This is a genomic window from Variovorax sp. 278MFTsu5.1, from assembly GCF_048305045.1.
Classification (GTDB): Bacteria; Pseudomonadota; Gammaproteobacteria; order Burkholderiales; family Burkholderiaceae_C; genus Variovorax; species Variovorax guangxiensis.
In genome coordinates this window covers 419,020-442,276 of the sequence record NZ_CP157622.1, presented here as the reverse complement: position 1 = coordinate 442,276, position 23,257 = coordinate 419,020, and the positions used below count along the sequence as shown (strand labels likewise).

The 23,257-nt window shown below is 68.9% G+C and carries 23 protein-coding genes; 6 read left to right on the top strand and 17 right to left on the bottom strand.

From position 1 onward, the window contains the following. Nucleotides 1–3 precede the first annotated feature (3 nt). Both ABL844_RS01950 and pyrE read right to left on the bottom strand, forming a co-directional pair. On the bottom strand, nt 4–633 hold the full coding sequence (locus tag ABL844_RS01950; RefSeq protein ID WP_260319358.1) for a DUF4124 domain-containing protein: 630 nt from the start codon (nt 631–633) through the stop codon (nt 4–6). A 92-nt stretch (nt 634–725) separates the two neighbouring features. Then, a complete protein-coding gene (gene pyrE, locus ABL844_RS01945; protein WP_184640332.1) occupies nt 726–1,415 on the bottom strand; it encodes an orotate phosphoribosyltransferase in 690 nt (229 codons plus the stop codon). 12 nt (nt 1,416–1,427) lie between these two features. Between pyrE and ABL844_RS01940 the strand changes: the two genes are divergently transcribed. Genes ABL844_RS01940 through ABL844_RS01925 form a run of 4 tightly spaced genes read left to right on the top strand, consistent with a single transcriptional unit; the run spans nt 1,428 to nt 6,275 of the window. Continuing rightward, entirely contained in the window at nt 1,428–2,231 is an 804-nt protein-coding gene (locus ABL844_RS01940) for an exodeoxyribonuclease III (RefSeq protein ID WP_126022399.1), read from the top strand. Between the two features lie 17 nt (nt 2,232–2,248). Then, nucleotides 2,249–3,484, top strand: coding sequence for a hypothetical protein (locus ABL844_RS01935; protein ID WP_418130328.1), 1,236 nt, complete (start codon nt 2,249–2,251; stop codon nt 3,482–3,484). After that, nucleotides 3,478–4,254, top strand: coding sequence for a DUF1266 domain-containing protein (locus tag ABL844_RS01930; protein WP_418130327.1), 777 nt, complete (start codon nt 3,478–3,480; stop codon nt 4,252–4,254). Before ABL844_RS01935 ends, ABL844_RS01930 begins: the two co-directional genes overlap by 7 nt. Before the next feature lie 41 nt (nt 4,255–4,295). Then, nucleotides 4,296–6,275, top strand: coding sequence for a DUF4034 domain-containing protein (locus ABL844_RS01925; RefSeq protein ID WP_418130326.1), 1,980 nt, complete (start codon nt 4,296–4,298; stop codon nt 6,273–6,275). Nucleotides 6,276–6,278: 3 nt separating this feature from the next. On the opposite strand, the gene ABL844_RS01920 is transcribed toward ABL844_RS01925, so the two are convergent. Further along, complete coding sequence (locus ABL844_RS01920; protein ID WP_184640342.1) at nt 6,279–7,172, bottom strand: LysR family transcriptional regulator; 894 nt, start codon at nt 7,170–7,172, stop codon at nt 6,279–6,281. 104 nt (nt 7,173–7,276) lie between these two features. Here ABL844_RS01920 and ABL844_RS01915 point away from each other — a divergent pair, with 104 nt between their 5' ends. Continuing rightward, entirely contained in the window at nt 7,277–8,515 is a 1,239-nt protein-coding gene (locus ABL844_RS01915) for a flavin-dependent oxidoreductase (RefSeq protein WP_418130325.1), read from the top strand. A 42-nt stretch (nt 8,516–8,557) separates the two neighbouring features. Then, nucleotides 8,558–9,526, top strand: coding sequence for a Bug family tripartite tricarboxylate transporter substrate binding protein (locus tag ABL844_RS01910; RefSeq protein WP_418130324.1), 969 nt, complete (start codon nt 8,558–8,560; stop codon nt 9,524–9,526). Nucleotides 9,527–9,538: 12 nt separating this feature from the next. Here ABL844_RS01910 and ABL844_RS01905 read toward each other — a convergent pair whose 3' ends face one another. The 14 genes from ABL844_RS01905 to atzF form a co-directional block, all read right to left on the bottom strand. Beyond that, nucleotides 9,539–10,312 carry a GntR family transcriptional regulator gene (locus ABL844_RS01905; protein ID WP_221297598.1) on the bottom strand — a complete coding sequence of 258 codons (774 nt, stop codon included), beginning with the start codon at nt 10,310–10,312 and terminating at the stop codon, nt 9,539–9,541. Continuing rightward, nucleotides 10,309–10,980 carry a cysteine hydrolase family protein gene (locus ABL844_RS01900; RefSeq protein ID WP_418130323.1) on the bottom strand — a complete coding sequence of 224 codons (672 nt, stop codon included), beginning with the start codon at nt 10,978–10,980 and terminating at the stop codon, nt 10,309–10,311. Before ABL844_RS01900 ends, ABL844_RS01905 begins: the two co-directional genes overlap by 4 nt. A gap of 36 nt (nt 10,981–11,016) precedes the next feature. Beyond that, a complete protein-coding gene (locus tag ABL844_RS01895; RefSeq protein ID WP_418130322.1) occupies nt 11,017–12,612 on the bottom strand; it encodes an ABC transporter ATP-binding protein in 1,596 nt (531 codons plus the stop codon). 5 nt (nt 12,613–12,617) lie between these two features. Continuing rightward, complete coding sequence (locus tag ABL844_RS01890; protein WP_418130321.1) at nt 12,618–13,319, bottom strand: cysteine hydrolase family protein; 702 nt, start codon at nt 13,317–13,319, stop codon at nt 12,618–12,620. Between the two features lie 5 nt (nt 13,320–13,324). Then, the gene (locus ABL844_RS01885) at nt 13,325–14,248 is read right to left on the bottom strand and encodes an ABC transporter permease (protein WP_418130320.1); all 924 of its coding nucleotides are present in this window, start codon (nt 14,246–14,248) and stop codon (nt 13,325–13,327) included. Then, nucleotides 14,245–15,312 carry an ABC transporter permease gene (locus ABL844_RS01880; protein ID WP_418130319.1) on the bottom strand — a complete coding sequence of 356 codons (1,068 nt, stop codon included), beginning with the start codon at nt 15,310–15,312 and terminating at the stop codon, nt 14,245–14,247. Before ABL844_RS01880 ends, ABL844_RS01885 begins: the two co-directional genes overlap by 4 nt. 19 nt (nt 15,313–15,331) lie before the next feature. After that, nucleotides 15,332–16,456, bottom strand: coding sequence for a BMP family ABC transporter substrate-binding protein (locus ABL844_RS01875; protein ID WP_184640357.1), 1,125 nt, complete (start codon nt 16,454–16,456; stop codon nt 15,332–15,334). Between the two features lie 61 nt (nt 16,457–16,517). Continuing rightward, entirely contained in the window at nt 16,518–16,901 is a 384-nt protein-coding gene (gene hpxZ, locus ABL844_RS01870) for an oxalurate catabolism protein HpxZ (protein WP_418130318.1), read from the bottom strand. Next, entirely contained in the window at nt 16,898–18,373 is a 1,476-nt protein-coding gene (locus ABL844_RS01865; protein WP_418130317.1) for an AtzE family amidohydrolase, read from the bottom strand. The genes hpxZ and ABL844_RS01865 overlap by 4 nt, the downstream gene beginning before the upstream one ends. After that, nucleotides 18,370–18,576: an AtzG-like protein gene (locus tag ABL844_RS01860; protein WP_126022414.1), complete on the bottom strand. Its 207-nt coding sequence runs from the start codon at nt 18,574–18,576 to the stop codon at nt 18,370–18,372. The genes ABL844_RS01865 and ABL844_RS01860 overlap by 4 nt, the downstream gene beginning before the upstream one ends. Nucleotides 18,577–18,598: 22 nt before the next feature. Further along, nucleotides 18,599–19,432 carry an ABC transporter ATP-binding protein gene (locus ABL844_RS01855; RefSeq protein ID WP_418123841.1) on the bottom strand — a complete coding sequence of 278 codons (834 nt, stop codon included), beginning with the start codon at nt 19,430–19,432 and terminating at the stop codon, nt 18,599–18,601. After that, on the bottom strand, nt 19,429–20,256 hold the full coding sequence (locus ABL844_RS01850; RefSeq protein WP_418130316.1) for an ABC transporter permease: 828 nt from the start codon (nt 20,254–20,256) through the stop codon (nt 19,429–19,431). The genes ABL844_RS01855 and ABL844_RS01850 overlap by 4 nt, the downstream gene beginning before the upstream one ends. A gap of 5 nt (nt 20,257–20,261) precedes the next feature. After that, the gene (locus ABL844_RS01845; protein ID WP_126022417.1) at nt 20,262–21,269 is read right to left on the bottom strand and encodes an ABC transporter substrate-binding protein; all 1,008 of its coding nucleotides are present in this window, start codon (nt 21,267–21,269) and stop codon (nt 20,262–20,264) included. A 14-nt stretch (nt 21,270–21,283) separates the two neighbouring features. Beyond that, complete coding sequence (gene atzF, locus ABL844_RS01840) at nt 21,284–23,014, bottom strand: allophanate hydrolase (RefSeq protein WP_418130315.1); 1,731 nt, start codon at nt 23,012–23,014, stop codon at nt 21,284–21,286. Nucleotides 23,015–23,257: the final 243 nt, after the last annotated feature.

The following is a 23,257-nucleotide window of genomic DNA, read 5'->3' as shown; positions in this document are numbered from 1 at the left end:
GGGTTACCTGGGATTTCCGCCGTTCTGCGGAGTCCACAGCGCCTTCAAGCGAATGCGCTCCTCGTCGAAGCGCGCATTCACCCGCTTCTTCTCGTCTTCCTGCTCCGCGATGAAGCGGTTCTGCACCGCCACGCTCTTCGTGTTCTCGTCGATCCTGCGGCGTAGCGCGGCCGGGGCCTTGGTGGGGTCCTGCTTGTAGAACTCCATCTCCTCGTCGATCTTCTTGCGGTCTTCACTGAGCTCGGAGATGCGTTTCTTCGCCGCCTCCGACACGGCATCGATCTGCGACAGCGCCTCGGCGCGTTCACGGTCGTGCGTGGCGCTGTTGGGGTAGCGCACCAGCAGCGCCCGCTCGCGGCGCCGCTCGTCGGTCTGGCGCGCCGCCACGATGGCGGCCTCGCGGGCGCGGTCTTCGCGCTCCTGCAGTTCGCGCGCGGTGTAGGTGGGTTCCAGCTTGCGGCGGGTCGAGCCGCTCGGATTGAGCTCCCGCTGCTCGCGGTCGCTGCACTCGGCGATGGGCCGGTCGGCCGTCAGGGTGCGGCCACGGGCGTCGGTGCAGGTGTAGATGCCGGGAGAGGCGCCTTCCACTTTCTGCGGTTGCGCCTGCAGCGCGCCGCAAAACGAGGAAGCCATTAGAAGAAATGATGCCGCCGCCAGCAGGCGGGCCGGTGAACCGTGAGCGTCGCGTGCGGGATGAGGATGGTGCATTCGGCGGCCCTGCGTCTTCAGCTGGCGCCGTAGCGCGCGCGGTAGGCCAGCACGCGCTCGCGGTGAGCACCCAGGTCGGCCGCGGCGTCGCCGGAGAGATAACTCAGCAGGTCGTCCAGCGTGGCGATGGCGATCACCGACAGGCCGAGCTGGTTGCGCACGTACTGCACGGCGCTGTGGTCCACGTCGACGCCGTTCTCGGTGGCCTTCTCCTGCCGGTCGAGCGCGATGGCCACGGCATGCGGCGTGGCGCCTGCAGCCTCGATGGCGGCGATGGATTCGCGCACCGCGGTGCCGGCGGACATCACGTCGTCGACGATCAGCACGCGTCCTTTGAGCGGCGCGCCCACGAGGTTGCCGCCTTCGCCATGCGCCTTGGCTTCCTTGCGGTTGTAGGCAAAGGGATAGTTGCGGCCCCGGCGGGCAAGCTCGGCCGCCACCGTGGCGCCCAGCGGAATGCCCTTGTAGGCGGGGCCGAAGATCATGTCGAACTCGAGGCCGCTCTCGATCAGGCGGTCTGCATAGAATCCGGCGAGCCGGGCGATCTTGCCGCCGTCGTCGAAGAGCCCCGAGTTGAAGAAGTAGGGGCTCATCCGACCGGCCTTGGTCTTGAACTCCCCGAAGCGCAGTACGCCGGCGTCCAGGGCGAACTGGACGAAATCCTGGGCGATCGCGCTGCTTTTGCTTTTCTCACCATCTACAGCCATCGGAAATTCCTTGTGTTCAAACTGACCAGTCTCAATCTCAATGGCCTGCGTTCGGCCGCAACCAAAGGCGTGGCCGACTGGGTGGCCGAACTTGCGCCGGATTGTATTTGCATGCAGGAGATCCGCGTCCAGGCCAGCGACATCGAGGGCCGGTTCGAGGAAATGGCCGGCCTCAAGGGCCATTTCCACTTCGCCGAGAAGAAGGGATACGCCGGCACCGCGGTCTACACCAAGCACGCTCCGAGCCAGGTCGTGGTGGGCTGGGGCGACGCCGAATTCGACGCCGAGGGCCGCTACCTCGAACTGCGCTTCGACACGCCCAAACGCAAGTTCTCCGTGATCAGCTGCTACTTCCCGAGCGGCAGCTCGGGCGAGGAACGACAGGAAGCCAAGTTCCGCTTCCTCAAGGGCTTCTTCCCGCACCTGGTGGCCCTGAAGAAGGAGCGCGAGTTCGTGCTGTGCGGCGACATCAACATCGCCCATAAGGAGATCGACCTGAAGAACTGGCGCGGCAACCAGAAGAACAGCGGCTTCCTGCCCGAGGAGCGCGCCTGGATGACGAAGCTGCTCGATGCCGGCGCCGAGGGCGCGGGCCTGGTGGACGTCTACCGCATGCTCAAGCCCGACACCACGGCCGAGGCCTACACATGGTGGAGCAACCGCGGGCAGGCCTATGCGAACAACGTGGGATGGCGGCTGGACTACCACCTGGCCACGCCGAAGATCGCGGCGCTGGCGCGCACCGAGCAAATCTACAAAACCGTGAAGTTTTCGGACCATGCGCCGATCACGGTGGACTACGACTTCAAGCTGTAGGTCATCATCCGGGTCCGATGCCGCTGCCAGCACCCGCACCCAATCCTTCGCCAGCCAACGCCTATCTGCCACGTGACGTGGTCAACGCGCCCGAGGTCAAGGCAGCGATCACCCGGCGCAGCACCGAACGGGGCGACGAGCCCGACATGCAGGCGTGGCTGCGCAACCATTTCTTCCGCTGGGCGATCGGCAGCTTCGAGCATGTGGTGCCGCTGCGATCGATTGCCGACTATCAGGCCGTGACCGGCACCGGCGATCCGGTGCCGGAGTGGCTGGCCAGGCTCCTGCGGCCGTCCGCTGCCGGGGCCGACAAGGACTGCTGGTATCTCGACCCCGAGCATCTCCTGCTGATCGAACGCGAGCGCGTGCTGGTCGAGTTCCTGCGTTCGCGGCGTGGCACGCGGCTCGAACAGAAGCTGCAACGCATCAACTGCTTCATGGCGCTGACGATGTGGGAGCAGGAGCACCAGCGCATGCAGTCGCGCCGCAGCAAGGGCTGGGTCCCCAGCAGCGGCCTGGCCCTGCGCGAAGTACTGCGCACGCCCAACGGCGTGATCTTCGAATTCGACGGCCGGCACGCCGCGCTGCGCGAGGAAATGGCGTACGAGTCCTACCACATGCAGCACTGCCTGGGCCAGTTCGCGAGCCTCAAGAAGCTCAGCGGCGGCTACGGAGAGCAGTACGCGCAGGCGGCGCAGGACGGCCGGCTGCGCCTGTTCACGCTGCGCAGCGCGGGCAACATGCCGCACGTGACCATCAGCCTCGCCGTGCATCCGGACGGCCTGCGCGTGGACCAGATCAAGGGCAAGCAGAACCGCCACCCGATCCGCAAGTACGCGGACGACGTGCTGCAGTTCCTGCGCACCGTCGCGCCACGGGGCGAACGGCATCCCGACTGCGAAGGCATGGGCCTGGTGTTCGAGCCCCAGGCGACCGCGCAAGACCCATCCGCCGGCCGATGGAAGTTCGTTACCGAGGTGGGCGACGCCAACTATCTGCTCAGCGTGATGAGCGCCAACTTCCACCTGGCCGAGCACTTCGAGCAACCGCCGGCCGTGCTGCAATGGCTGTTGCTGCGCATTGCGCCAGGCGAACTGGCGCGGCTTCGGCAGATCGACCCGGGAGTGGCTGCAGCCGCGCGCCTCACGCTGCCGCAAGACGCGCTGCCGGCCGCACTGCGGGAGATGCCCGCGGGGGCCTGCGAGATCGAGGGCATTCCGCTCGATCTCGTCCGCAAAGGCGCCGCATGCTGACGGCGCTCGCGTGGCTCGCCGGCCTGGTGGTGCTCTTCATCGTGCTGCGCACGGCTGCCGTCTTGTGGGGCGTGGTGCGCGAAGGCGACGGTCAGGACGGCAGCAACACGGCCTTGCCCGCCAGGGACGATCCCGCGCTGCGAGCCCTCCGCGCCAGGGCCGAAGCCGCGCCGCCCAATCGCCGCCGCTGGGCTCTTGCGCTCGGTGACATTCTGTCGATTCGCAACGGCCTTCCATGCAACGGCGACACGCTGGCGCTCGACCTTCCCGCGGACAGGCGCGAGCAACTCGCGCGCCAGGTGCTGCGCGAAATGAACATCGCCGCCGACCTCCCCGCTTCGGCCATCGGCGCACGCATGCAGGAAGCGCTCGACGGCTGGGTCGGGGGCCTGGGGCGCTCGCACGACGGCTTCTACGAACAACTCGCGGCACAAGGCCGCGTACGCGACGCGCTGGCGTTCGACTGCGCGCGCACGGCCTTCCTGGTGCGTTGCATCGCCCACCTCGGCTGGGTACCGGAGGCACGCGCCTGGCTGGTGCTCTTTCTCAACGCGCAGCGCGCACAGGACAGCTTCGAGAGCTGGGAAGACTTCGGCCTGGCCTACGCCCGGGCGCGCGAGCACTGGCTGCGCATGAGCAACCAGGACGGCCCCGCCTCGACACGCGCCATGATGGAGGTGCACGAACACCTTCGCAACGCCGAAGGCAGCTGGCTCGCTCTGCCCTGGAAGCGCTATCGCATCTTCGACCCCCAGCCTCGGCCCGTCTGACGAGTGCTGGCGTCTCCGTTTCCTTTTTTGCAACTCACGCCATGACCACGATCGCTCCGATTCCTTCGCCGTGGAAAGTCTGCGACGCCAGTGCGCTGCTGCGCGCAGGCGACTACGACACGCTCGACCAGCTCTTCGATGAGGCGCTCGCCGCGAGCTTTCACGATCGCACCAGCGAGGAGCGGTACTACGCCGCACTGCCCGCCGACCTGAAGGACTGCATCGATTCGGGCGCCGAAGGACTGGCGCTTCTGCGCGCCTGGCAGGCGGCCCGACCGGAGTCGGCGCACGCATGGCTGTGCGAGGCGCACTACTGGTTCCACTGGGCCTACGAGTACCGGGGCTCCGGCTGGTCGAACACGGTGACCGAGCTGGGATGGACCTGCGCCCACGCCTGCTGCACGCACGCGGCGGTCTGCGCCATTCGGGCGCTGGAGCGAAGCCCCACGCTGTGGAGCGCGCCCGCCCTGCTGATGCAGAGCGTGGCCGCCTTCGAGGAGCCCGCATGGCTGTCGGAACTGGTGCGCAGCGGCCGCGGCCCGGCCGGCGAGCTGGCGCACGACCTGGCGCTCGAAGGCATGCCTGCCGACGCGCGCGACGAATTGCTGGCCATGCTCGCGCGCTCCGGCATCCGCGCCGACGAACGCATTGCCTGTCCTCAGACCGTACCCGAGTCCCTGCCACCACCGATGCAAGGCAAGAAGCTGCTGAGCGGCAGGCAGTACTGGATGCACGCCACCATCCATCTGCATCCGCGCCTGTTCTTCTTCCTGCGCCAATGCATCTGGTTCATGCAGCCGCGCTGGGGCGGCAGCCACGACCGGGTGCGGGCCTTCATCGCTTCGCCCACTTGCGCGCACCTGGACGAGGTAGAGAAAGACCGGCTGCGCCATGAAATCTGGCGCGACGACCATCTGGGGAACGAAGTGGACGAGGACGACGATCCCGAAGACGTTCGCCAGTGGATAGAGGCCGCCCGCAAGCGCGCCGAAGAGGCCCTGTACCCCTATCACCGCTGGGAGACTCTGTACTGGATTTCCAGCGCCCACTACGGACTCGGTGATCAGCCGCAGGCTTTCGCCTTCCTCAAGGAAGCGGAGGCGCACTGGCCCATCGAAGACGACGACGCGATGGCCCGGGCTGTGTTCTTGTTGTTCCAGCTCGAGCCGCAGGATCCGTCGTGGCTGGGCCAGGCCATCGTGCGCAGCGCCAATGCCGGGGAATGCACTGCCGCGATGATCCTCCACGGGTACTGCAGCCTGAAGGGCCTGCTGGGCTTTGTTCCGAACGCGGCGGCCGCAGAAGCCTGGCTCGAGGCCGCGCGCCGGCACGCCCCCGGCTCGCTCGCATGGAACAAGGTGTCCTACGCGTTCCGCAGGGGCAATCGCGAAGCGGATGCATTCGAACTGGCGACCATGGGCCTGGCCGCGGGCGGCGATTCCTGCGACTACCTGCTCGGCCTGTTCCACGAGGAAGGCGTGCACGTCGCGCCCGACCTGGCCAAGGCCATTCGCTATTACGGCCAGACGGCCGAAGGCGGCGGCAACATGGGTGCATACAAGCTGGGTTACGCCAGCTACAACCTCGGCCAGGCCACCCAGGAACCGGCCGAGCGTTCACGTCTCCTGCGGCAGGCCGTGGAAGCCGCTCGCCAGGCACACGAACTGGGGCACTCCGAGGGCCTCGAAAGCATGCTGATGTTCATCGGCGCGCTGGAGGACGTTCCCGCGCGCCACGAATACCTCGAGCTGGTACGCGAACACGCACAGCAAGGCGATGCCACCGCCATGGCCACGATGTCGGTGCTGCTGGCTGACAGCGACGACAAGAAGCTCTACGACTACCGCGAAAGCGTGCGATGGATCATGGGCGCGCAGGCCGTCGCCCCCGAAAGCGAATACGTCCGGAACGTGACGAAGACCTGTCACCAGGACGGCTTCCTGTCGTCCACGCTCTACAAGCTCACGCGGCGCCAGATCAAGGCACACGAGATTCCCGGCGCCGACAACGCGATGGTCTGAGCTTCAGCGCGACAGCTCGGGCAGCGCCTTCTCCAGCGTGGCGACGAAGGCCTGCATGGCCTCCGTCTCGTACGCCCCGCGCTTGGTGATGCGGTAGAAGTCGAGCCCCACCTTCGGCTTGGTCAGCACGTCGGTGCGCACGCGGTGGCGGCGGCAGGCGGCGAGCGCGAAGGTCGGCATCACGGCGGTGCCGAAGCCGGCCTCCACCATCGAGATCAGCGTGCCGAAGAAGTTGAATGCGGTGCGCTGCGCATCGGCGCGGCCGATGGCGGCGAGATGCTGGTCGATCACCTTCTGGATCGGGTTGCCGGGCGGCAGGCCGACGAGCTCGGCGCCGCGCAATGCCGACCAGGGCGCGGTGCCTGTGGCCTGCGGCTCTCCGGCCTCCACGCGCATCAGGTGAAAGCGCCCCACCGGCTCGCGCGACAGCCCCGGCGCGGCCTTGAAGAAGAAGCCCAGGCCCACGTCGGCCTCGCCGGCGGCCACCATCGCCTCCACGTCGCGCAGGTCGGCGTCGAAGAGGCGCAGGCTCACCTGCGGATGCGCGGCGCGGAAGCTGGCGAACACCTGCGGCAGAAGGTTCGACGACACCAGCGGCGTGGCCGCGATGCGCAGCGTCTGGCGTGCCGCGTCGCCCTCGGCGCCCAGCTCGGCGGCCACGTCGTCGAGGTCGGTCACCATCCGCTCCACCACCGGCAGCAGGCGCCGGCCCGCGGGCGTGAGGCTCACCACGCGCGTGGTGCGGTCGAAGAGCCGGCAGCCCAGCTGCTTTTCCATCTCGCGGATCAGGATGCTGAGCCCCGCCTGCGTGATGTGCGCCTGCTCTGCTGCGCGGGTGAAGTTGCCCACGCGCGCCACCTGGAGGAAAGCGCGCAGCTGGCGGGTCGATAGATTCATATTGATTCATGATAAATCCATATCACATCTAAATTTCCCAAATGATCCGTCTGCGTTCCTAATGCGGGCCGAGACAAAGCAACGCGTCGCAACGACCGATCATCATGAGCAACGAAGTCATCATCCTAGGCGCCGGCATCGGCGGCCTGACCCTCGCGCTGAGCCTGCACCAGGCCGGCATTCCCTGCCGCGTGTACGAAGCCGTGCCCGAACTCAAGCCGCTGGGCGTGGGCATCAACCTGCTGCCGCACGCGGTGCGCGAACTCACCGAACTCGGGCTGCTGGAGGCCCTCGACAAGGTGGGCGTGCGCACGAAGGAAGCCGTGTTCTTCACCGAGCACGGCCAGCTGGTGTTCCGCGAGGCGGCGGGCCGGCATGCGGGCTACGACTGGCCCCAGTTCTCCATCCACCGCGGCGACCTGCAGACGGTGCTGTACGAAGAGACGCTCAAGCGCCTCGGCTCCGACAGCGTGGTGTGCGGCCGCCGCTGCACGCACGTGGAGCAGGACGCGGACGGCGTCACCGTGCATTTCGCCGATGCGCCGCCTGTGCGCGGCGCAGTCGCCGTGGGCTGCGACGGCATCCACTCGGCGCTGCGCAAGCAGCTCTATCCCGACGAAGGCGCGCCGCGCTACTCGGGCATCAACATGTGGCGCGGCACCGCGCGCTGGAAGCCTTTCCTCTCCGGCGGCAGCATGGTGCGCGCGGGCTGGCTCTCGGTCGGCAAGATGGTGATCTACCCGATCCGCGAGAACATCGACGCCGAGGGCCGCCAGCTGGTGAACTGGGTCGCCGAGATCCACGCGCCGCAGCCCGCCATGCGCGACTGGAGCCGCGCGGGCCGGCTCGAAGACTTCCTGCCGGCCTTCGCCGACTGGCATTTCGACTGGCTCGACGTGCCCGCGCTGATCCTCGCCTCCGACACCATCCTCGAATATCCGATGGTCGACCAGGACCCGCTGCCGCGCTGGACGCACGGCCGCCTCACGCTGCTGGGCGACGCCGCGCACCCGATGGTTCCGCGCGGCTCCAACGGCGCGGGGCAGGCCATCATCGACGCGCGCTACCTCGCGGGTGCGCTGAAGAAGATGGGCGTCGGAGCGGCCGCGCTCGAAGACTACGACCGCGTGCGCGTCAAGGCCACCACCGACGTGGTGCTGACCAACCGCAGCAATCCGCCCGACGCCATCCTGCGCGAAGTGTTCGAGCGCTCGGGCGGCAAGCGCTTCGGGAACATCGAGCAGGTCGTGCCCGTTGCCGAGCTGCAGGCCATCTCGGACAACTACAAGCGCGTGGCGGGCTACGACCCTGCCGCCCTGAAGGCGCGCGCCTCCTACCTTTGAACCGACAGGCAACCCCGGAAGAACACGGAGACTGAAAAGACCATGCGATCGCTGATCAAGAAGACCCTCGCCGCCCTGCTCGTCATGGCAGGCACCGCTACCACCGCATTCGCCTGGCCCGAGCAGGCCATCACGCTGGTGGTGCCCTACACCCCCGGCACCGGCATCGACCTGATCGCCCGCCAGCTCTCGGCACGCCTGCCCGCGAAACTGGGCCAGCCGGTGATCGTGGAGAACGTGGCCGGCGCCAGCGGCAACATCGGCAGCGAGCGCGTGGCGCGCGCCAAGCCCGACGGCTACACGCTGCTGGTGCAGGTCAACACGCTGGTGATGAACCGCAGCCTGTATCGCTCGCTGGGCTACGACCCGGTGGCCGACTTCGCCCCCGTGTCGCTCACCTCGTGGGGCACGCTGCTGCTGGTGACCAACCCGAACGTGCAGAAGGTGTCGTCGGTGCAGCAGATGGTGAGCGCGGCCAAGGCCGAGCCCGGCAAGCTGACCTACGCCACCCCGGGCGTGGGCACGCCGCACCACCTGTCGATGGCGCTGCTCATGCAAGGCACCGGCACCGATCTGCTGCACGTGCCGTACAAGGGCACGGCCGGGGCGGTGACCGACCTGCTGGGCGGGCGCATCGACTACATGTTCCTGCCGGTGCACGTGGCGCTGCAGCACATCCAGGCCGGCAAGCTCAAGGCCATCGCCACCGGCAGCGGCAAGCGCCTGCCGCAGTTGCCCGACGTGCCCACCCTCGCCGAGGCCGGCGTGACCGCCGACAACGTCGACATGTGGTACGGCGTGCTCGCGCCCAAGGGCACGCCCGCGGACGTGGTGGCGCGGCTGAACAAGGAGATCGCGGCGGTGCTGAAGCAGCCCGACGTGGCGAAGTCGTTCGAGTCGCAGGGCATGGTGCCGGCGAGCTCGACGCCGGCGGAGTTCGGCACGCTGCTGAAGAAGGATGCGGACCGCTGGGCCACGGTGGTGAAGCGCGGCAATATCACCGCGGATTGAGCCAGACCCGGCTCAGCGCGGCGCCACCTTCCCCGCATGCCGCGCCAGATGCACCTGGTGCAGCGTGATCTTGCGCACCTCTGCCTGGCTGGTCTCGATGTGCGCGCGCAGCAGCATCGCGGCCTGGTCGCCGCGGTTCGCGCGCACCGCCTTCAATATCTTGGCGTGCTCGTCGTAGGTGGCGTCGATGCGCGGCTGCTTGGTGAAGTCGAGGCGACGGATGATGCGGATGCGATCGGTCACGTCGCCGTGCACTCGCGCCATCTCGGCATTGCCGGCGGCGGCCACCAGCGAGCAGTGGAAGGCTTCGTCCCACTGCGCGACCTGCGCCATGTCGGTGCTGCGTTGCGCCGCGGGCACCAGCCAGATGTCGGCCAGCGTCTCCAGCAGGCGGCGGTCGATGTGGCGGTCGGTCTCGCACAGGCGGTGCACGGCGGTGGTCTCCAGCACCATGCGCAAGTCGTAGAGTTGCTCGAACTGGTCGAAGTCGAAGGGCAGCACGCGCCAGCCGCTGCGAAACAGAACCTCGACGAACCCCTCCTGCTGCAGCCTGAACAACGCCTGCCGCACCGGCGTGCGCGACACGCCGAGCCGGTCGCTGATCTCGCTCTCGGTGAAGCGGTCGCCCGGCACGAGGATGAAATCGGCCACGTCGCGCTTGAGCTGCGCGTAGACCTCGTCGGCCCGTGTGCGGAAGACCGCCGCGTCGGGAGCGGCAACGGGAGTTTCTGGGCTGGATCGGGCTGTGGACACGGCTGGAATGTTAGTCGCAGGCGCCGGCTTCATCGAAGGCTCTTCAGCGCGGAAAGCAACGCCGTGCCCGGCGCCGTCCAGCCGACGATGCCGCCCTGCGCGCGCACCATGTCGAGCGTGGCCGCCTTGAACGCGGGAAAGTAGCTCTCGGTGCAGTCCTCCAGCAGCAGGCAGTCGTAGCCCCGGTCGTTGGCTTCGCGCATACTGGTCTGCACGCAGACCTCGGTGGTGACGCCGCCGAACAGCAGATGCGTGATGCCGCGCGCCTGCAGCAGCTCGTGCAGGCCGGTGGCGTAGAACGCGCCCTTGCCCGGCTTGTCGATCACGATCTCGCCGTCGACGGGTGCGAGCGCCTCGACGATCTGGTTGCCCGGCTCCCCCGCCACGAGGATGCGGCCCATCGGCCCTTCGTCGCCGATGCGCAGCGTGGGGTTGCCGCGATTGCGCTTGGCCGGCGGGCAATCGGAAAGATCGGCCTTGTGGGCCTCGCGCGTGTGCACGACAAGCCCGCCCGCCTGCCGCCATGCGTGCAGCACGGCCTTCGTCGCGGGAACGATGGCTTCGAGCAGGGACACGTCGTTGCCAAGCGTTTCGCCGAAGCCACCGGGCTCGATGAAGTCGCGCTGCATGTCGATCAGCACGAGCGCCGTGCGTGAAACGTGGAACTCATAGGGAAAGGGGTTGGCTTCGTCGATGTGCATGCTGGTTCTCAAGAATGTTCCGGATCGGGCCAGCGGCTAGGCCGCACCTTCGTGATGCCCACCGCCCATATGCGCCCCGATCACATGCCGCTGCGCTCCAGCAGCCGATGTCTCGAACACGATCCGGCCCTCGCTCATCACGACGATGCGGTCCGCCAGCTCGAGCAACTCGTCGAGGTCCTCGCTGATGAGCAGCACAGCCCCGCCCTTCTCCCGCACCTGCACGATGCGCGAATGGATCTCCGCGACCGCGGCAAAGTCCAGCCCGAACACCGGATTCGCCGCGATCAGCACATTGATGTCGCCCGCCAGCTCGCGCGCCAGCACCGCACGCTGCACATTGCCGCCCGAGAGGCTGCGGATCGGCGCGCCCTCGCCCCGGGTCTTCACGCCGTATTCGGCGATCCACTCGCGCGCCCTGCTGCGCCAGTACGGAAAGCTCAGCACGCCGGCTCGCGACAGCGGCGGCAGGTCGAAGTCGCGCAGCGCCATGTTCTCCGCGACGCTCAGGTCGCCGACGCATGCGTTGCGCAGCGGCTCCTCCGGCAGGCTGCGCACCTTGAGCTCGCGGTTCTCGGCGCGGCGTGCCGCGTAAGGTTGACCCATCACCGTGACCTTGCCTGCAAGGCGCGGGCGCTGCCCCACCAGCGCTTCGACCAGCTCGCGCTGCCCGTTGCCCGAGACGCCGGCCACGCCGAGGATCTCCCCCGCACGCACCGACAGGCTCAGCTCGTGCAGCGCCAGCGTTCCGCGATCGCCCTGCGCCTTCAGTCCTTGGACCTCCAGCGCGACCGGCGCGCCGGCGGGCACGGGCGTTCTTGCAACGCAAGCCTGCGCCGCAGGCGAGGCAGCCACCTGTTCGCCCCCCATCATGGCCTGCGCCAGTTGCGCCGGGCTGGTGTCGGCCACGCGGCAATGGTGCACCGCCTTGCCGCGCCTGAGCACCGTCACGCTGTCGGCGTACGCCATCACCTCGCGGAACTTGTGCGTGATGATCAGCACCGTGCACAGCCCGCTGCGCGCGAACTCGCGCACGTGGCCCAGCACCTCGTCGGCCTCCTGCGGCGTGAGCACCGAGGTCGGCTCGTCGAGGATCAGCAGGCGCGGCTTCAGGTAGAGCTGCTTGAGCAGTTCGAGCTTCTGCTTCTCGCCCGCCGCAAGTTCGGCAGGCCGCGCGTCGAGGTCGAGGCTGAACGGCGTGGTCGCCAGGAAGGCCTCCAGCTCCGCGCGCTTGCGCTTCCAGTCGATGATGGCGGGCGTCTTTCCACCGGCCAGCAGCAGGTTCTCGGCCACCGTCATGCCCGGCGCAAGCGTGAAGTGCTGGTAGACCATGCCGATGCCCAGCGCGCGCGCCACGATGGGGTTGGCGATGTCCTGCTCGCGCCCGTCGATGAGGATGCTGCCCTCCTCCGCGCGCTGGAAACCCGCCACGCATTTCACCAGCGTGCTCTTGCCCGCGCCGTTCTCGCCGAGCAGCGCATGCACCGTGCCGGGCTCGACGCGCATCGTCACGCGGTCCATCGCGGTGAAGTCGCCGAAGCGCTTGGTGAGCTCGTAGGTGTCGAGCGCGAGCGCGCCGCTGCCCGCCGGCAGGCCGCCGATGGCGTGAGAGGAAGAAGACGCGGCGCCCATGGCGGTCAGCCGAGCGCCGCCAGCAGCGCCTGCGAGGTGGCGTGCGCGCCGAACACGCCGCCCTGCATGGTGATCATCTTCAGCGCGGCGAGGTGGTTGCCGTAGTCGGTGGCCGCCGTGCAGTCAGACAGCAGCAGGCATTCGAAGCCGCGGTCGTTGGCGTCGCGCATCGTGGTGTGCACGCACACGTCGGTGGTGATGCCCGCGAGGATGATGTTCTCGATGCCGCGCGTACGCAAAATCAGTTCGAGGTCGGTCGCGTAGAACGAGCCCTTGCCGGGCTTGTCGATGATCACCTCGCCCGGCAGCGGCGCCAGCTCGGGAATGATTTCCCAGCCCGGCTCGCCGCGCACCAGGATGCGCCCGCACGGCCCGTCGTCGCCGATGCCCACGCCGTTCGCGCCGATCTGCCGCGAGCGCCAGCGCTTGTTGGCCGGCAGGTCGCCGAGATCGGGCCGGTGGCCCTCGCGCGTGTGGATGATGTGATAGCCCAGCGGCCGCAGCGCCGCCAGCGTGCGCGCGATCGGCTGGATGGGCGCCTGCACCAAGGAGAGGTCGTAGCCCATCACGTCGACATAGCCGCCCTTGCCGCAGAAGTCGGTCTGCATGTCGATGACGACGAGCGCCGTGTTGTCGGGGCGCATGTTCGCGTTGTAGGGCCAGGCGTAGGGCTCGGCGGCGACGGTCTTTGTTGTCGTTGTCGTCATGGCGTTCAGTTCCTTGTCGATGAGAGTTCGCCGGGGCTGCCTGCGGCGGCGCTGCCCGGCCTGCAGGTGAACACCAGGATCACCAGCGTGAGCACGTAAGGCACGGTGTTGAAGAGGTGGTAGCCCCAGCCGATGCCGATGGACTGCAGCGCCGGGCCGATGGCGCCAGCGCCGCCGAAGAGCAGCGCCGCGCCCACGCAGCGCAGCGGGCTCCAGCGCGCGAAGATCACCAGCGCCACCGCGATCAGGCCCTGGCCGCTGGAGATGCCTTCGTTCCAGCTGCCCGGATAGAAGAGCGTGAGCGACGCGCCGCCCAGCCCGGCGATGAAGCCGCCCGCCGTGGTGGCCGCGATGCGCAGGCCCGAGACCGAATAGCCGAGCGCGCGCGTGGCCTGCGCCGAGTCGCCCGCCATGCGCACCAGCAGCCCTGCACGCGTGCGCGCAAAGCCCCACCACAACAGCACCGCGAGCGCCACGCCGACGGGCACCAGCGCGTTGAGCTGCAGGGCCGAGCGCACGACGGGGTTGTCGCTCCAGAAGCCCAGCGGGATCGCCGGGATCTGCGGCGCCTGCGGCTGGATCAGCGGCTTGCCCAGGTAGAACGCGAGCCCCGTGCCCAGCAGCATCAACGCGATGCCGGTCGCCACGTCGTTCACGCGGTCGAGCGAGCACAGCAGCCCGTGCAGCAGCGCGAGCGCAGCGCCGGCCAGCGCGCCGACCAGCACGCCGAGCCATGCGGAGTCGGCGAGATACGCGCCGCCGAAGGCCGCCATGGCCGACAGCACCAGCACGCCTTCTAGCCCGAGATTGATGCGGCCCGACTTCTCGGTGAGGCACTCGCCCAGGCTCACGAAAAGAAAAGGCGCGCCGACGCGCAATGCGCCGCCGACGATGCCGGCGACCAGCGCGATCCACTGGTCGGCCGTCATGTGTAGCTCCTTGCTTCCGGAAGCATGCGGTCGCCGAACTTCTTCCAGTCGACCGTGCGCAGGCCTTCGCTCGCGAGGATCAGCACGAAGGCGATGCCCTGCAGCACCAGCACCGATGCATCGGGCAGGCCCAGCCGGCGCTGCAGCAGGCTGCCCGCCGCGCCGAAACCGCCGAACAGGATCGCCACCGGCACGATGGCCACCGGGTTGTGCCGCGCGATGAACGACACCAGGATGCCCGCGTAGCCGTAGCCCGCGATCAGCGATGCGTTCGCGTTGGTGTGCACCGCCGCCACCTCGATGGCGCCCGCGAGCCCCGCGCATGCGCCACCGAGCCCGCAGGCCGAAAGAATGAGCCGCGTGGCTGGCAAGCCGACGAGCTGCGCGGTGCGCGGATTGCCGCCCACCACCCGCACAGAGAAACCCGAGGCCGTGGCGCGCAGCCACCAGCCGAGCCCGAGGCAGGCCACGATGCCGACCACCAGCCCCCAGTGCACGTCGGAACCGCCGATGCCGCCGATCAGCAGCCCGTCGCCCAGCGCGTAGGTCGAGGGCTTGTTGAGGCTTGCCGGGTCGCGCAGCGGCCCTTCGACCAGGTGCTTGAAGATGCCGATGGCGATGTAGGCCAGCAGCAGGCTGCTGATGGTCTCGTTGATGCCTCGATACTGGCGCAGCCAGCCCGCGAGCACGATCCACAACGCGCCCGCGAGCGCACCGGCAATGCACACGGCCACGGTGCCCACGACGTTGCCCGGCAGCGGCACCGCATGCGCCAGCGCCGCGCAGGCCAGCCCGCCCAGCACCAGCGCGCCCTCGCCGCCGATCACGATGAGCCCCGCGCGCGCGGGCAGTGCCACGCACAGCGCGGTGAGCATCAGCGGCGCGGCGCGCTGCAGCGTGTTCTGCCACGAGAACCAGTCGCCGAACGCGCCCTTGAACAGCGTGGCCCACACCTCCACCGCGTCGATACCGGCGAAGGCCACCACCAGCCCGAACAGCAGCAGCGCCGCCGCGATGGCGAACACCGGCAGGGCCAGTTCCTTGAAGAGCGCGGGGCGCAGCATGACGGTACCGGGGTGTCGTTCAGACGCTTCCGACGACGCCTTCGACGAGGTAGTTCATCTTCTCGAGCTCCAGGTCGGTCTGCTTCAGGACCTTGCCCGCCGGCACCACCACGGCGCCCTTGTTGTCCTTGATGCCGTCCTTGAAGATGTCGAAGCTGCCCGCGATCATCTTCGCCTTGATCTCGTCGGCGTGCTTCTTCGCGGCGTCCGGCACCATGGGGCCGTAGGCCGACATCTTCACGTAGCCTTCCTTCAGGCCGCCGCGCAGGAAGTTGGGGTGCGGCTTGCCGGTCTGCGCGGCCTCGATGGCGGTCTTGTAGGCGGTGAGCCAGTTCCACTCGGCGCCGGTGAGGTACGCATTGGGCGCGAGCTTGGCCTGGCTGGCGTGGTAGCCGCAGACCATCTTGCCGCGCTTGGCGGCCGTCTCGACCACCACCTTGGGGCCGTCCACGTGCATCGTGAACACGTCGCAGCCCTGGTCGGCCAGGCTGTTGGTGGCTTCGGCTTCCTTCACCGCCATCGACCAGTCGCCCGTGAAGATCACGCTGCAGGTGATGTTCGGCTTGACCGAGCGCGCGCCGAGCGTGAAGGCGTTGATGTTGCGCAGCACCTGCGGAATGGGCTTGGCGGCGACGAAGGCGATCTTGTTGCTCTTCGTCATGTGCGCGGCGATCACGCCGTTGAGGTACTGGCACTCGTCGATGTAGCCGAAGAAGCTGCCGACGTTCTTGGGGTGCTTGCCTTCGGTCCAGAGGCCGCCGCAGTGCGAGAAGCGCACGTCGGGGTTCTTGGGCGCGACCGCGAGGATGTGCGGATCGAAGTAGCCGAACGAGGTGGGAAAGAGCAGGCCCGCGCCGTCCTGCGAAATCATGCCGGTCATGGTCTTCTGCACGGCCGCCGTCTCGGGCACGTTCTCTTCCTCCACCACCTTCACGCCGGGCAGCTTCTTGATCTCGGCGGCGGCCATGGCGTGCGCCTGGTTGTAGCCGTAGTCGTCGCGCGCGCCGACGTAGATCACGCCGACGGTGAGCGGCTTGGGCTTGGCCTGGGCGGCGGCAAGCGCGCTCCAGCTTCCGAGGCCGCCCGCCGCGCCGAGCGCGGCCAGGGTCTTGAGGGAATCGCGGCGATTGAATTGGCTGGTCATGACGTACTCCGTTGCTGGAAAACAGGTTGAAGGACTGAAGGAAAAAGAAGTGCCTGGGCGCTCAGCCGAGCAGGCTGACGTGCGCCGAGACCACGCGCCAGCCCTCGGGCGTGCGCATCCAGGTCTGGCTCTGGCGGCCGCTTCGCCCGGCGCCTTCGCGGCGGAACTCGCAGTTCGCGGTGGCGAAGTCGCGCCCGTAGGTGGTGATGACGGTCACGAGCAGCTCGCGCGCCAAGCCCTGCGAAGGGCGCGATGCGCGAAAGGCCCGGATCTCGTCGTAGCCGTAGAGGTTTTCGGTTGCGCCATAGCGCAGCGTGGTCGGGCTGTTCCAGAACAGCTCGTCGAGCACCTCGACCTTGTTGTTCACCAGCGCGTCCTCGTAACGGGCGAAGGCGGCCTGCACTTCGGACAGCACGTCGGGCAGGTTGATGTTGCTTGCGTTCATGCGGGTGTTTCCTCCGAACTGAGTGCGGCGACCGGCGCATGCGCCACGCCTGCGGCTTCGAGTGCCGCGGCCACGCGCAGCACGAGGTCTTCGCGCCACGGCGCAGCGATCACCTGCACGCCGACCGGTAGGTCGGGCTGGTTCGGCTGGTTGGCGTGCGTGCCCCATACCGGCACGGCGCACACCGGCAGGCCGATGCACGAGAAGGGCTGGGTCAGCAGGCCCATGTTGGGCCGTACCGGCAGCACCTGGCCGTTGACCTCGAAGCTTTCCGCGCCGATGGGCGTGGCCGCGCTGGGCGTGGCCGGGGCCAGCAGGATGTCGTAGCGCGCGAACAGGCGCCCCACCGCCTCGGCATACACACGGCGCACGCGCTGCGCGCGCGCCACCCAGGCGGCCGGCAGCAGCGCTCCGGCCAGGAAGCGGTCGCGCGACAGCGGCTCGAAGTCTTGCGCGCGGCGACGCAGGTCATCCAGGTGCAGCGCGGCGCCTTCGGCGTTGGTGATGAGGAAGGCGGCGGCCCGCCCGGCCTCGACCAGCGGCAGTTCCACGCTGGCCCGCGAGACGCCCGAGCCCAGCGCATCGGCGACCAGATCGGCGGCGGCCAGCGCCTGGGCGCCGGCACGCTGGTGGAAATAACCGCCGAGCACGCCGATGCGCAGGCCGCGCGCGCCCTGCGCCAGCACGCCTGATACAGGTTCGACGGCCCGCTGCGCGCAGCCGGGGTCATGCGGGTGGCCAGCGTCTTCTGGGCCCTGCAGCGCGTCGTAGACCAGCGCCAGGTCGCGCGCCGAACGGGCGAAGGGGCCGAGGTGGTCCAGGCTGGACACGAACGGGAAGCTCCCGGTGCGCGGCAGCCGCCCGAACGTGGGCTTGAGGCCGAACACGCCGCACAGCGACGCGGGCACGCGGATCGATCCGTTGGTGTCGGAGCCCAGCGCGAGCGGCACCTGCCCCGCGGCCACCGCGGCACCCGAGCCGCCCGACGAGCCGCCCGCGATGCGCCGGAGGTCGTGCGGGTTGCGCGTGGGGCCTTCATGGCTGTTCTCGGTGGTGAAGCCGTAGGCGTACTCGTCCATGTTGAGCGCGCCCACCAGCACGGCGCCCGCACGCTCCAGCCGTCGCACCAGCGCGGCGTCGGCGCGCGCGGGCGCGGTCTGGCGCTCGATCTTCGAGCCCGCGAGCGTGGGCAGGCCGGCGATGTCGAACAGGTTCTTCACCGCGAACGGCACGCCGAGCAGCGGCAGTTCGCGGGTGCGCGCGCCGTTCGTCGATGCCAGCGAGGCATCGACCTGTGCCGCGCGACGCAACGCACGTTCCCCCAGCACGGCAGTGAACGCGTTGACCCGGCCGTCGGTGGCGTCCACGCGCTCGAGGCTGGCCTGCACCAGCGCGGTGGCGCTCGCGGCGCCCGCGCGCACCGCTTCGGCCATGGCGGTCGCATCGCGCAGGAGCAGGTCCGCGGCGCTCATGCGTCCTTCTCCTCGGGCGCCACCGGAGCGAAATGCACCGCCGGCTCGGCCGACATGGCCAGCGGTACCGACTCCACCAGCGCTGCGAACTCGGCCGCGAGCGCGAAGTAACGCAGCACGCCGGGGCGGTGCGCGGGCGACAGGGGCAACGCGAGCGCCGCCGCGGCGGCGTCGACGTAGCTCTCGATCTGCGTGGGTGTCATGGACGGTTCCTCGGGTCGATGCCTAGCGGCGGACTTCGCGCTGGAAGATGTCGAGGCTGAGCTTCTTCATGGCGACGAAACTCCCGGTGCTGAGCGTCTCCACCGTGCGGGGGCGCGCATCGCCGTAGCGCAGGATCTCCGCGACCCGTGTGGGCCGCTTGGTCAGGAGCAGCACCTCGTCGGCGAGGTACACCGCCTCCTCGAGGTCGTGCGACACCAGCAGCATCGTGGTGCCGGTCTGCATGAACACCTCCTGCAGCTTCTCGCGGATGAAGAGCGTCATCTCGAAGTCGAGCGCGGAGAAGGGCTCGTCGAGAAACAGCACCTCCGGGTTGGGCGCGAGCGCGCGCATGATCGACGCCGTCTGCTGCTGGCCGCCCGAGAGTTCGTACGGGTAGCGCGCGAGGTCGAACTTCACGTCGAAGGAGGCCACCAGCTCTTCCATGCGCCGGTCGACCTCGGCCTTGCTGCGCCCTTCGAGCTTCAGCGGATAGGCGATGTTGTCGATGGTCCGCATCCACGGGAACATCGCCTCGCGGTAGTTCTGGAACACGTAGCCGATCTTGGTGTCCTTGCGCTGCTTGCCGTCGAACAGGATCTCGCCCGAGTCGACGGGGATCAGCCCCGCGATCATGTTGATCAGCGTGGACTTGCCGCAGCCGTTGGGGCCGAACACCGAGACGATCGCGTGCTTCGGGATGTCGAGGTCGAAGTTCTCGTACAGCGGCCAGCCCGCGAAGTACTTGGTGAGCCCTCGGATGGTGATGTGCGTGCCTGCCGGGCCGGGTTTGAAGACCGGCTTCGGAACGTCGGCGTACACCGGGCCGTTGACGACGATGTCCTGCGTGACTTTCATCTTCCGCTCCAGTGCACGATGCGGCGTTCGGCGACCAGGAAGAGGACGTTCAGCGCATAGCCCAGCGCACCCGCCGAAAGAATCGCCGCGTACATGCTCTTCACGTTGAGCACCTGCTGCGCGTCGATGATCCGGTGGCCGAGCCCCGTGTCGGAGCCGATGAACATCTCGGCCACGATGACGATCACCAGCGCCATCGACACCGCCGAACGCAGGCCCACGAAACTGGGCTGCAGGCTTTCCCACACCAGCACGTCCTTGAAGATCTGCCAGCGCGATGCGCCCATGACGCGCGCCGCCATCACGCGCTGCTTGCGCGCGTTCATCACGCCGTAGGCGCTGTTGAACACCACGATGAGCAGCGCGCCGAAGGCGGCGATGGCCACCTTGTTGACGTCGCTCACGCCGAAGATCAGCAGGAACAGCGGGATGAGCGCGGACGACGGCGTGGAGCGGAAGAAGTCGATCAGGAACTCCACGCTGCGGTAGGCGCGCTCGTTGCTGCCCAGCAGCACCCCCAGCGGCACGCCGATGGCCGCCGCGATGACGAAGGCCTGCACGGTGCGCCACACGGTCATGGCGAAGTCGGCGAGCAGCGGGCCGCCGGCCAGGCCTGTGATGAGCGCCGCGACGGTGTCGGCCGGCGTGGGCAGCAGGATCGGCTTGATGAAACCGAGCCGCACCACCAGGTCCCACACGATGAACAGCACCACCGGTCCGATGAAGGGCAGCAGGCGGTCGCGCAGCGGCGGCTTCGGCGCGGCGGTGGCCGCGCTGGCCGGCGGGGTCCACGGCGCGGCCGTGGTCGAGCTTGCTTCGGCCATGGTCTTCAGGCCTTGTAGAGCAGCGTGTCCACCGCGACCTTCTTCTCGAAGATGCCCTTCTCGGTGAACAGGTCGTAGAACTTCTGGAAGTACGCGACGTCGCTGGGCTTGAACTCGTTGTAGAGCATGTACGACGCGAGCGGCACCTCGGCGGTGAGCTTGCCTTCGATGGCGGTGTAGCCCTTCATGAACTGGCGTGCCTCGTCGGGCTTGCTGCGCACCAGCTCCACGCCGCGTGCGTAGGCGGCTATGTACTTCTTCGCGACCTCGGGGTTCTTCCTGATGAAGTCGCTGGTGAGGCTGGCCGCGCCGCCGTGCCACGGCGCCATCGGGTCGCCGAGGATGTACTTCGCGACCACGCCGGCCTCGACGACGCGCGTGGTGCCGTTCATGCGGCCCACGGTGCCGGTGGGCTCCAGCGTGTAGCAGGCGTCGACCTGGCCCGCGACCAGCGCAGCCACGTGCTGGCCGATGGGCAGCTCGCTCACGGTCGCGCCCTTGGCGCCCGCGCGCTCCAGCATGGTCTTGCACAGCGTGACGTTCTGGATGCCGGGGCCCGATGCGACCTTCTTGCCGGCCAGCTCGGCCACCGACTTGACGGGGCTGTCCTTGGCGACGATGAATTCGTCGAGCACGTACTTCGCGTTGCTCGGGTTGGTGCAGAAAATCTTGAACAGCCCGGGCTGCGCGATCTCGCCGATCGCGAGATTGGCGGAGCCCGTGCCGTTGGCGCTGCCGTCGCAGCGGCCCGCGAGCATGCCTTCCATCACCTGCTGCGCGCCGGCGAACTTCAGCGGCTCCACGTCCAGGCCGGCTTCCTTGAAGTAGCCCTTGTCGACCGCCGCGAAGAACGGCAGGCCGGCGGCCACCGGCCAGAAGCCGATGCGCAGCTTCGCAGCCGCGCCCTGCGCGCGCACGATGGCGGGCGCGGCCAGCACTGCCATGCCCGCGGCGCCGGCCTGCAGCAGCTGGCGTCGCCGGCGTGCGGCGGGAGAGTGTTGTTGGATGCTCATCGGAACTCCTCTGATCAGTTGGAACTCGGGGTGGCGCGGCTCGCGACGTATGCGCGCCAGCCGCCGTGATGGCTCACGTCCTGCGCGCCGTCCAGCGCGTGGCCTTCGCAGATGAAGCCCTTCACCCAGCTGCCGTCGGCCAGCTCCACGCTGCCGAGGCCCAGCGGTGGCGGGATCAGCGCGAGGAAGCTGCCGACCTGCGCGAGCGGCACGGCCCACACCTCCAGCGCGATGGCGGCGCCTTCATCGCCTTCGGCCACGCGACGCAGTCCGGGCTTGGGCGGCACGGTGCCCGGCAGCGCGTGCAGCCTGTAGGCGGGCGAGGTGGTGGTGGCGCGCACCAGGGTCGCGCCGCGCTCGGTCAGTTGGCTGTTGAGCGGCATGCCCGAGAGATGCGCACCGACGACGGCGATCGGCAAGGTGCCGGCACCCGCCGCCGCGAGCCCCGGAATCGCACGCGGCGGCGGCAGAGGCTCGCCTGTCGCGCCCTGCGCAAGGCCGGTGGCGTGGTGGAAGCGCTGGCCCAGCTCGGCGAGTGCGAGATCGCTGCCGCAGGGGCCGATCAGCGTGATGCCGAAAGGCAGGCCGTCCGCGCGCAGGCTGCTGGGCACCGAGAGCGCGGCGTAGTCGAGCAGGTTGACGAAGTTGGTGTAGGCGCCGAGGTTGCGGTTGAGCGCGACCGGATCGGCGCGCATCTGCTCGCGCGTGTAGTGCGTGGGCGCGGTGGGCACGAGCAGCAGGTCGATGTCGCGCCACATCGGCTCGACCTTCTGCGCGATGGCGCGCAGCCTGGTCTGTGCGTCGAACAGGTCGGCGGCGCTGTAGCCCCGGCCGCTGGCGAGGATGCCGCGCACGGGCTCGATCACGTCGTCGGCATGCGCGTCGAAGAACTCGCGCACCGCGGCGTAGCGCTCGGCGACGAGTGCGCTTTCGTAGAGCATGGCGGCCGCTTCCGCGAGCGGCGCGTAGGCGATGGTGACGGGCGTGCCGCCCATGGCGAGCAGCCGCGCGACCGCATCGCCGAAGGCCTGCTCGGCGGCGGCGTCGCCGAAGAAGCTGAGCCTGTCGGGCACGCCGAAGCGGAAGCGCGCGGGCAGCGGCTCGCGGCGCAAGTCGATCTCGCGGGAGTACGGATCGCGCGCGTCGTGGCCGGCGGCTGCGAGCAGCACGTCGACCGCGGTGGCGACGGTGCGCGCGAAGATGGAGACGCAGTCGGCGCTCTGCGCGGCGGGCACCACGCCGAAGGCGCTCAGCAGGCCGCGCGAAGGCTTCAGGCCGACGATGTTGTTGAGCCCGGCCGGCACGCGGCCGGAGCCGGCGGTGTCGGTGCCCAGCGCGAAGTCGGCCTCGCCCGTGGCCACCACACAGGCCGAGCCCGAACTGGAGCCGCCCGATACATAGCGCGCGTCGAAAGCGTTGGGCACCTCGCCATAAGGAGAGCGGGTGCCGTTCAGGCCGCAGGCGAACTGGTCGAGATTGGTCTTGCCGGCCAGCAATGCACCGGCTTCGAGCAGGCGCTGCACCACGGTCGCGTGCACCTCGGGCAGGCGCTCGAAGGCCGGGCAGGCGGCGGTGGTGGGCACGCCGGCCACGTCGATGTTGTCCTTGACAGCGAAGCGCAGGCCCGCGAGCGGCAGGGCGAAATCCAGCGCCACGGCGGCGTGCGTGTGTGCCACAGGCGAGGCGAACCTGGCGATCCAGGCCGCTTCTGGCGTTCCGCTTTTCGGGTTTTCTTCGTGCACCATCTTCAGGCATCCAAACATGTGTACAAGTTGAGATGCAAGCGGCATGCCAGCGCAAGCGCACCGTGGCGCAGATCGGAATCGTGCGGGGATTGGCCCGCTCCCCTCGGGCTTTGGGCTCCCTCCCCCGGGCTTGGCTCCCTCTCCCCCTCGGGGAGAGGGTTGGGGTGAGGGCAGGTGCGGAAGATGAAGCGCGACTCTTATCTAGAGGCCGTAGCCCTCACCCCCGCCCTCTCCCCAGGGGGA